Here is a 9599-nt window from a genome sequence, read left to right as displayed (position 1 = left end):
CCTGATTATGAGTCAGGTGCTCTAACCAACTGAGCTATAGGACCTATAATTTAGGGTGCAAATGTACTATTTATTTTAAATTATTCGTAAAAAAAACAAAGAATTATTACACCGTTCTTTTCATTAACCACAGACCAAAGTTTCTTAAATTTGTTTTGTTAGCCTCTGAAATATCCATATATGCTAATGTATCAAAGGCTTTTTGTGTATATTTTTCTATTTCTTTGGCAATTAAAAACGGTATATCGTTCATTTTAAAAATGCGAGTAACCTCTACAATCTTTAAGCTATTGTCTTTCAACTTTTTTTTATAAAAATACTTAAGCTTCTTTTTGGTTTCTTTGTCTGCAACCTCTAAAGTCTTTAAATATAAAAAGGTTTTTTTGTTTTCTATAATGTCTCCTCCTATTAGCTTTCCAAACGTTTCTGGATCACCAAAGGTATCTAAATAATCATCTTGTAACTGAAAAGCCAAGCCTAAATTTAGTCCGAAATCATAAATTAAATCTGCATTTTTAGCATCACTCTCAGCAACAATAGCACCCATTTTTAGTGCAGCAGCAACCAATACCGATGTTTTTAAACAAATCATATTTAAATACTCATCAATTGTTACTTTTTTACGAGTTTCAAAATCAACATCCAATTGTTGCCCATCACAAACCTCTAAAGCGGTTTTGCTAAATAACTTAGCTAAACTCTGAAAAACTTCTGGTTTGTAGTTTTCCAAATATTTATAGGCTAATATTAACATCGCATCTCCAGAAAGAATGCCTGTGTTAATATCCCACTTTTCATGAACTGTTGCTTGCCCTCTTCGTAAAGGAGCAGCATCCATAATGTCATCATGTACTAATGTAAAGTTATGAAAAACCTCTATGGCTAATGCTGCTGGTAAAGCATCTTTAAAGCTACCTCCAAAAATATCTGTCGCCATTAAAGTTAAAACTGGTCGGATTCTTTTACCTCCCAACTTTAAAATATAATCTACAGGTTCGTACAAGTTTTTAGGTTCTTGTACCCATTCTTTTGAATCTAAAAAAGATATAAAATTTTCTTGATAATGTTGAATGTCCAAATCTCTAATTTTTATGTAAAAATAATGTAAAGAATTCGGAGTATTTGCTTACAATGTTAAAAAATGATTAAAACTTTGGAAACTATTTTTGTTTCTAAAGTTTCCTGCTGTATTTTTGCATCCGTTTTATGAAAGACAAAATTTTAGAAAAGGCACAAGAACTATTCTTAAACTTAGGTTTTAAGAGCGTTACTATGGACGAAATTGCTAACTCACTGGGTATTTCTAAAAAAACCTTATACAAAGAATATAGTAACAAAACCAATTTAGTAGGTTCTGTAGTAAATTTTATGTTCGATACCGTTTGTGTTAGCATCGATGAAGTGTCTAAACAAAAAATGAACCCTATAGATGAGTTATTTCATATAAAGCGAATTGTTATGGAGCATTTAAAGGACGAAAAGTCGTCACCTTTATATCAGCTACAAAAATATTACCCTAAAATTTATAATTCTTTAAAAGAAAAGCAATTCGAAGTAATGCAAGAAACTTTTCAAGACAACTTACAGAGAGGAGTGCAAGCTGGCATTTTTAGAAAAGACATTGATATCGATTTTATAAGTAGAATGTATTTTAACGGAGCAACAGGTATTAAAGACCAACGTTTATTCCCTCTTCAAAACTATGCTATGAACACCTTAATGAATCTATTTTTAGATTATCATTTAAGGGCAATTATAACTCCTTTAGGCTTAGAACAATTAAAAAATCAACAACAATACAATTAAACTTCTATGAATAAATATTTTTACACTTGCTTTTTTATAGCGCTTACTTTAACCAGTAAAGCACAAGACAGTCCCTTGCGCTTGTCTTTAGATAAAGCAATAGAGGTAGCCTTAAAAAATAGCTACAACGCAAGAGCTGCCGAAAACGATATGGCCACTGCAAAAGAGAAAGTTTGGGAAACCACCACTATTGGACTACCACAAATAAATGGTGCCTTAGACTATCAGCGCTTTTTAAAACAACCCATTACAGTTGCAGATATTAATGGAGATGGTGTTAACGAAGAGTTTGTTTTTGGAACAGAGCAAAATATAAACGGATCTGTTACTTTGTCTCAATTATTGTTTGATGGCGCCTATTTAGTTGGTTTACAGTCTGCCAAAACATTTTTAAAAATCTCAGAACAAGCAAAAGAAAAAACTGCATTACTTACACGAGAGGCTGTAATTAATGCTTATGGAAACGTCTTAATTTCTGAAAACAGTAAATCTATACTAGAAAGTAACTTAAAAATTCTAGAAAAAAATTACACTGACGCTAAAAAAATCTATGAAAACGGATTGAGCGAAGAAGAAGATGTAGAACAACTTTTAATAACATTAGGTGATGTGAAGAATCAATTAAACAGCGTTAAAAGACTTAAAGCAATTGCTTATCAAATGCTAAACTTAGCCTTGGGTAATAAAATTGATACCGACATTGTTTTAACAGATAGTTTAGACTCATTAACTGAAAATAATATAAAAATAGAAATCTTGGGAAAGCAATTTCTATTTGAAGATCATATTGATTATAGAATTGCGGCAAACGATAAGGAAACCAAACGCTTAATGGTAAAACTGGAAAAAAGTAAAAGTTTACCAAGTTTAAATGCCTTTGTAAACTATGGGACACAAGCTTTTTCGAATGAATTTTCTTTCTTTAATAGCAGTCAAACTTGGTTTCAATCTTCTTTATTAGGAATTAGTTTAAAAGTACCTATTTTTAGTAGTTTTGCAAGAAAGTCTAGAACCACACAGGCTAAAATTGCTTTAAATACAGCAGATTTAAGATTAGAAGAAACTAAGCAACGCTTAGAGCTTCAAGCAAAAAAAGCAAAAAGTGATTATCAACTTAGTGTAGAAACCTATCAAACCACAAAAAGAAATTTAGGCTTAGCAGAGAGAGTCGAAAAAAAGCAACGCATCAAATTTTTTGAAGGACTTTCAACGAGTTTTAATTTATTGCAAGCGCAAACTCAATTATATACTCAACAGCAAAATTATATACAATCTATGCTCTCTGTTATAACAAAAAAGGCAGCTTTAGAAAACGCATTAAACTTACCTATTAAATAATTATCTGATATGAAAAATATATATTCACTAGTACTAGCTTCTCTAATTTTATTTTCTTGTGGAGACAAAAAAGCACAATCTACAGAAGATATAATTACTACAAACGACATTAAACAAATACGTACTAAAAAATCTGAATTAGATAAAAAGGTGCAAGAAATTTCTGAAGAAATTAAAAAACTTAATGTTCAGATAGAATTATTAGACACCCTAAAAAGAGTGCCTTTAGTGACTGCAATTAGCGTAAAAAGTGAGGTTTTTAATCACTATTTAGAATTACAAGGAAATGTAAAAACAAAACAAAATGTTTTAATTTACCCTGAAATGCCAGGTACTCTAGAAGTAGTTGCTGTAAAAGAAGGGCAAAAGGTAACCAAAGGGCAAGTTTTAGCAAAAATAGATGATGGAGGAATGCAACAACAAGTAGCTCAGTTAGAAGCTACAACTGCGTTAGCAAAAACTACTTTTGAACGTCAAGAAAAATTATGGAGTCAAAAGATTGGTTCAGAAATTCAGTTTTTACAAGCAAAAACAAATTATGAAGCTACAAAAAACCAACTTGCGCAATTAAAAAAACAACTAGACAAAGCTACCATTACAGCTCCTTTTGATGGCATTATAGACAATGTATTTAAAGACCAAGGAACAGTTGTTGCACCAGGGCCTAGTGCTGAAGTATTTCGTATTGTGAATTTAGACAATATGTTTATAGAAGCTGATGTTCCTGAATCTTACGTAACATCAATTAAACCTGGTAAAGCTGTAGAAATTCAGTTTCCTGTTTTAGGAACAACTTTAGCAACCAAGGTTCGCCAGACTGGTAATTTTATCAATCCAACCAACAGAACCTTTAGAGTAGAAATTGGTGTGCCAAATAAAGATCAAAGCATTAAACCAAACTTAACTGCTAAACTTAAAATTAACGACTATACTAGCACAGAGGCAATTTTAATTCCACAAAGTATTATTTCAGAAAATGCTGCAGGCGAACAATATGTTTACAAAATAACGGGGCTAAATAATGTGTTTGGAACTGCACAGCAAGTGGTGGTTAAAACAGGCAAAACACAAGGAGATGTTATTGAAATCTTAGAAGGTATTGCTATTGGTGATCAACTAATAAAAGCAGGAGCAAGAAGTGTAAAAGATGGACAGGAAATTAAAATTTCTAAATCTTAATTGAACAAAAGATGAACAAAAATCAACAAAATAAAACAGAGAAAGAATTTAAGCTTTCGTCGTGGGCAATCAACAATAAAACCACAATGTACGTTGCTATTTTCTTAATTCTTGTTCTGGGAATTTCTGCCTACTTTAGTATGCCTAGAGAAGATTTTCCAGAAATTAAGGAAACTAAAATTTACATCAGCACTTTATATCCTGGTAATACTGCAGAAGATATAGAAAAGTTAATCACAGACCCTTTAGAGGATCAATTAAAAGGCTTAAGTGGGGTTGTAGAAATAACCTCTACTTCACAAGAAGACTATTCTATGATTATTGTAGAGTTTGATGATGATATGAATGTAGAGGTTGCCAAACAACGTGTAAAAGACAAATTAGATGCCGAAAAAGCTTCTGAAGATTGGCCCACATTTAATGGTGCAAAGGTAGATCCTAATGCTTTTGACTTGAGTATGTCAGAAGAAATTCCGTTTTTAAACATTAATATTTCTGGAGATTATACCCTTCAAAAATTAAAAGAATTTGCCGAATACTTGCAAGATGATATTGAAGATTTATCAGAAGTAAAACAAGCAGACATTAGAGGTGTACAAGACAAAGAAGTTGAAATTGCTGTAGACATCTATAAAATGATGGCTGTAGAAGTGAGTTTCGATGACATTACTTCTGCAATACAAAGAGGCAACATTACTTCTTCTGCAGGTAACCTTATTGCCAGCGGACAAAGAAGAACAATCAGAATTTTAGGGGAAATTGAAAGTCCTGTAGAATTAGAAAATTTTGTAATAAAATCTGAAAGAGGCAACGCAATCTACTTAAAAGATATTGCTAAAGTTTCCTTTAGAGAAAAGGACAGAACTACCTATGCTAGAAAAGAAGGAAAGCAAGTAGTAATGTTAGATGTTAAAAAGCGTGCTGGAAAAAATATGATAGCTGCTGCTGATGAAGTAAAAAGACTTGTAGAAGAAGCAAAAACAAATTATTTTCCTGCTAACTTAAACGTAACAATAACTAACGATCTTTCTGATAAAACTATTGGTCAAGTAGATGATTTAGTAAACAACATTATTTTTGGAATTATACTAGTTGTAACAGTTTTAATGTTTTTCTTAGGCTTTAAAAACGCACTATTTGTTGGTTTTGCAATACCAATGTCTATGTTTATGTCTTTAATGATTCTAGGAGCTATGGGTTATACCCTAAATACCATGATTCTTTTTGGATTAATAATGGGACTTGGAATGTTGGTAGATAACGGAATTGTTGTTGTAGAAAACGTGTATCGTTTAATGGACGAGGAAGGGTTGAGTAGAATTGAAGCCGCTAAGAAAGGGATTGGCGAAATTGCTTATCCAATTATTATATCTACAGTAACCACAGTAGCCGCTTTTGTTCCTTTAGGTTTATGGCCAGGTTTATTTGGGCAGTTTATGATCTATTTCCCAATTACATTATCTGTAGTTCTTGGTTCATCTTTAGTAGTAGCTATTTTCTTTAATTCAGTTTTAGTATCACAATTCATGACAACTGAAGACAAAGAAATGCCTTTAAGAAAGATTATAAAAACTTCCGCAATTATTGGTGGTATAGGTATTGTTATCTTAATTTTTGGAGGTGCCTACAGAGGTTTAGGTTCTGTAATGGTGTTTACTGCAATAATGTTGTGGGTCTACCGAATTGTATTGCGAAAAGCTGCGAATTATTTTCAAAGAAATACACTTGTATGGCTAGAAAACACCTATGAAAAAGTATTAAAAGGAGCCTTAAAAGGATGGAAACCAATTGGAATTACGATTGGTACTTTCTTATTATTATTTGCTGCTTTTGGAGGATTTGGATGGTCTGTAGGAACACAAAGAACCAAAATTGAGTTTTTTCCAGACAATAAACCGAACCAGGTTGTAGTGTATATAGAATACCCGCAAGGAACAGATATTGTTGAAACAAATACCATAACAAAAGAAATAGAAGAAAAAGTATATAGTGTCTTAAATGAAGATATGTATATGGACAATGACTACAACTTTATGGTAGAGAGCTCTGTTTCTCAAGTTGGTGAAGGGGCAGGAAACCCACAGACAGATGGTGGTTCTTCTGCAGAAATGCCTCATAAAGGTAAAATTACAGCTTCTATGCGTCAGTACAAATACAGGCGTGGTTTAGATAGTGAAGAATTGCGACAAAAAGTACAAGAGGCCTTAACTGGAATTTATCCTGGTGTTTTAATCTCAGTAGAAAAGGATGCAAATGGCCCACCAACAGGAGCGCCAATTAACATTGAGTTAGAAGGGAACGATTATGAAGAACTAATTGCAACCGCAGAAAAAATGCGTGCATATGTTAATACTAGAAATGTGCCTGGTATAGACGAATTAAAAATAGATGTAAATAAAGATAAACCATCTATGAAAGTAATTGTTGATCGTAAGAAAGCTGGTGAATTAGGCGTGTCTACAGGGCAAGTTGGGCAACAGTTACGTAATGCAATATTTGGTGCTAAAGCAGGTATTTATAAAGAAGATGGAGAAGATTATGATATTAACGTACGTTTTAAAGAAGATATCAGATATAACAAATCTGCATTATTTAATCAAAAAATTACGTTTAGAGATATGGCTTCTGGCCAAATAAGAGCTATACCTGTTTCTGCTGTAGCTTCACAAAGCAATAGTTCAGGTTTTAGTGCTATTAAGCATAGAGATACAAAACGTGTTGTAACTGTTTACTCTCAGCTTGCACCTGGTTATGTAGATGCTGCTGCAGTTGTAAATCAGATTAAAGAGGAAATGAAAAACTTCGAAGGGAAACCTGAGAATATCAATATAGATTATACCGGTCAAATTGAGGAGCAAAATAAGCAACAAGCCTTTTTAGGTGGTGCATTCTTTAAAGGATTAGCGTTAATTTTCTTTATTTTGATTTTCCAATTCAACTCTGTTTCTAAACCAGGAATCATTATGATTGCAATTTTCTTAAGCTTTATTGGAGTTTTTGGAGGTATTGTTTTAACAGGCTCTTCTTTTGTTATTATGATGACCATGATGGGTATTATTTCTTTGGCAGGAATTGTTGTAAATAATGGAGTAGTACTATTAGATTATACACAACTTTTAATTGATAGAAAGAAAGAAAAGCTAAACTTAGAAGAAAATGCTTATTTGCCTAAAAAGGAGTTATTAGAAGCAGTAATTAAAGCTGGTAAAGCTCGTTTAAGACCTGTGTTATTAACCGCAATTACTACTATTTTAGGTTTAATTCCTTTAGCCATTGGTCTAAATATAGATTTCTTCTCACTATTTAGCGAATTTGATCCAAAAATCTATATGGGAGGTGATAACGTTATTTTCTGGGGGCCATTAGCCTGGACAGTAATTTACGGACTTTTTGTAGCTACATTCTTAACTTTAATTGTAGTGCCTATTTTATTTAATTTAATTACTAGGTTTAAAATGTGGTTTTACAAGAACAGAACAAAGACAAAATTGGCTTAAAGAATAAGCAAATATTTTATTAAAAAAAGCTGATATGATTGTAATATCAGCTTTTTTTTATAGGTTTGAAACACATGTTTGAAAAGAAAAAAAAATCATTTACAGTAAATGAAATTAAACGCAAGATAGAACAATATTGTGTTTATCAAGATAGATGTCACAAAGAAGTTAAGCAAAAAATGCGAGATTATGAGCTAATTCCTGAAGCTAAAGAAATGATTTTACTAAGCCTAATGCAAGATAACTTTCTAAATGAAGAACGTTTTGCAAAAAGCTTTGCTAGAGGTAAATTCAGAATTAAAAGTTGGGGAAAACAAAGAATTACAAGAGAACTTAAATTCAGAGATATTTCTGCTTACAACATTAAAACGGCACTAAAAGAAATAGATGAGCAAGCGTATTTAAAGACCATTTATAGTATTACAGAAAAAAGAAGCACTTCTATTTCTGAAACTAATAACTACATAAAAAAGAAAAAGCTTATTGGTTTTTTAATGCGGAAAGGTTTTGAAAATGAACTTATTTTTAAAACTGTAAATGATGTTTTAGATGAACCTATTTAAACTTCTGAAGAAAAATATCATCTTGCTCCTTTTTAACTGAAATAACATCTTGAACAGCATCATTGGGTATAGCAACTGAAAGGACATAGTGTTTTAAAATCCAACCATTTTCATTTTTCTCTAAAACTCCAGAACCTCTGCAAGTACCCATCCAAGTGTTTAATAACTCTTCAAACCAAGCAATAGAAGCATCTTTACTAAAATAGATATTTCGCTCTAAACGTTTAAAATCCCAAGCTTTACCATTATCAAAATAGGGTTTACTAAAACCTTGAAACTCTTGTTTAGTCCAATTTTCTGCGGCATCTGTTCCAATAAAAATTGAAGTGGTATCTAACTTTGAAAAGTAATTTTCATAATTCGCTTCAGTAGCTGCCAAATGCCAATCATCCATAAAAGAATTTACAACTTGTATCTCTTTGGTAAAATTTAATTTAGAACTCTGTTTTTTATCATTAGTATTACAAGCAAATAGGCTTACTAAGGCAAATACAAAAAGTGCTAATTTTTTCATTGGTTGATTGTTTTTTCTTCTAGTTTACGCTGTAAACTGTTATTAATAGATTTTTTAGACACATTATCTATTTTTGAAGAATCTAATCCAATATATTTTGCGTCTATAGTAATTGCGTCTTCAAACCTTTTTTTAGATAAGGTGGTGTTAATTTTTTCATTTACGGAAGAAAAAGCAACAATTATCTTTTTAGTTTGGGCATCTACTTCGTCTACAGTAATAGCAGGAATAATCCTCATATCTAAAAGTCGTAATGATTCGTTGTGTAGTATATTTACTCTTGCTTTAAAAGATGCGGTATTAAATAAATCAGGACTTTCTTGTTTTTTTAGTGCGGCTATTAAAGCCTCTAACTCAATAACGTTACTCAAAATTTCATTTGCGGAAACATTTTTAAATCGATCTAAAAAATCAGCAACCGCTTTTAACTGCGTCCAATTTTCAGTTTCTTCTTTATAAACGGGACGTATTTCTTTTGCTGATGGGTATTTACGAACCACACTCATTGAAGGTTGCTCTTCCTTTAGCAACAATGTTTCTTTCTGCCTCGTATTGCAAGAAAAAATGGCAACTAAAATCAAAATGTAAATTATTTTTTTCAAAAGCATTGATTAGAGATGTAAAAATAAACAAATTTAAATACCTATTAAGATATGTAAATTATTAAATTAACTGAAAATAATTATTGAATTGTTAACCAAA

General features: G+C 31.6%; 8 protein-coding genes. 5 read left to right on the top strand and 3 right to left on the bottom strand.

The window, feature by feature from the left end; genetic code table 11:
- Positions 1 to 106 precede the first annotated feature (106 nt).
- Positions 107 to 1078 carry a polyprenyl synthetase family protein gene (locus tag Q0L44_RS01300; RefSeq protein ID WP_296634173.1) on the bottom strand — a complete coding sequence of 324 codons (972 nt, stop codon included), beginning with the start codon at positions 1076 to 1078 and terminating at the stop codon, positions 107 to 109.
- Between the two features lie 128 nt (positions 1079 to 1206).
- Between Q0L44_RS01300 and Q0L44_RS01295 the strand changes: the two genes are divergently transcribed.
- The 5 genes from Q0L44_RS01295 (at position 1207) to Q0L44_RS01275 (ending at position 8383) form a co-directional block, all read left to right on the top strand.
- On the top strand, positions 1207 to 1806 hold the full coding sequence (locus Q0L44_RS01295; protein WP_296634169.1) for a TetR/AcrR family transcriptional regulator: 600 nt from the start codon (positions 1207 to 1209) through the stop codon (positions 1804 to 1806).
- 6 nt (positions 1807 to 1812) lie between these two features.
- Positions 1813 to 3144, top strand: a complete 1332-nt coding sequence (locus Q0L44_RS01290) for a TolC family protein (RefSeq protein WP_296634165.1) — start codon at positions 1813 to 1815, stop codon at positions 3142 to 3144.
- A gap of 9 nt (positions 3145 to 3153) precedes the next feature.
- A complete protein-coding gene (locus tag Q0L44_RS01285; protein WP_296634163.1) occupies positions 3154 to 4323 on the top strand; it encodes an efflux RND transporter periplasmic adaptor subunit in 1170 nt (389 codons plus the stop codon).
- Between the two features lie 11 nt (positions 4324 to 4334).
- Positions 4335 to 7820, top strand: coding sequence for an efflux RND transporter permease subunit (locus tag Q0L44_RS01280; protein WP_296634160.1), 3486 nt, complete (start codon positions 4335 to 4337; stop codon positions 7818 to 7820).
- Between the two features lie 74 nt (positions 7821 to 7894).
- On the top strand, positions 7895 to 8383 hold the full coding sequence (locus tag Q0L44_RS01275; protein ID WP_296634158.1) for a regulatory protein RecX: 489 nt from the start codon (positions 7895 to 7897) through the stop codon (positions 8381 to 8383).
- Here Q0L44_RS01275 and Q0L44_RS01270 read toward each other — a convergent pair.
- Both Q0L44_RS01270 and Q0L44_RS01265 read right to left on the bottom strand, forming a co-directional pair.
- Positions 8376 to 8897, bottom strand: coding sequence for a nuclear transport factor 2 family protein (locus Q0L44_RS01270; protein WP_296634155.1), 522 nt, complete (start codon positions 8895 to 8897; stop codon positions 8376 to 8378). The genes Q0L44_RS01275 and Q0L44_RS01270 overlap by 8 nt on opposite strands.
- Positions 8894 to 9499, bottom strand: coding sequence for a hypothetical protein (locus tag Q0L44_RS01265; protein WP_296634154.1), 606 nt, complete (start codon positions 9497 to 9499; stop codon positions 8894 to 8896). Before Q0L44_RS01265 ends, Q0L44_RS01270 begins: the two co-directional genes overlap by 4 nt.
- Positions 9500 to 9599 lie beyond the last annotated feature (100 nt).

The organism is Polaribacter sp. (assembly GCF_024639685.1).
Taxonomy (GTDB): Bacteria; Bacteroidota; Bacteroidia; order Flavobacteriales; family Flavobacteriaceae; genus Polaribacter.
Note: the sequence above shows the minus strand (reverse complement) of the source record. Positions and strands in the feature narration are given on the sequence as shown.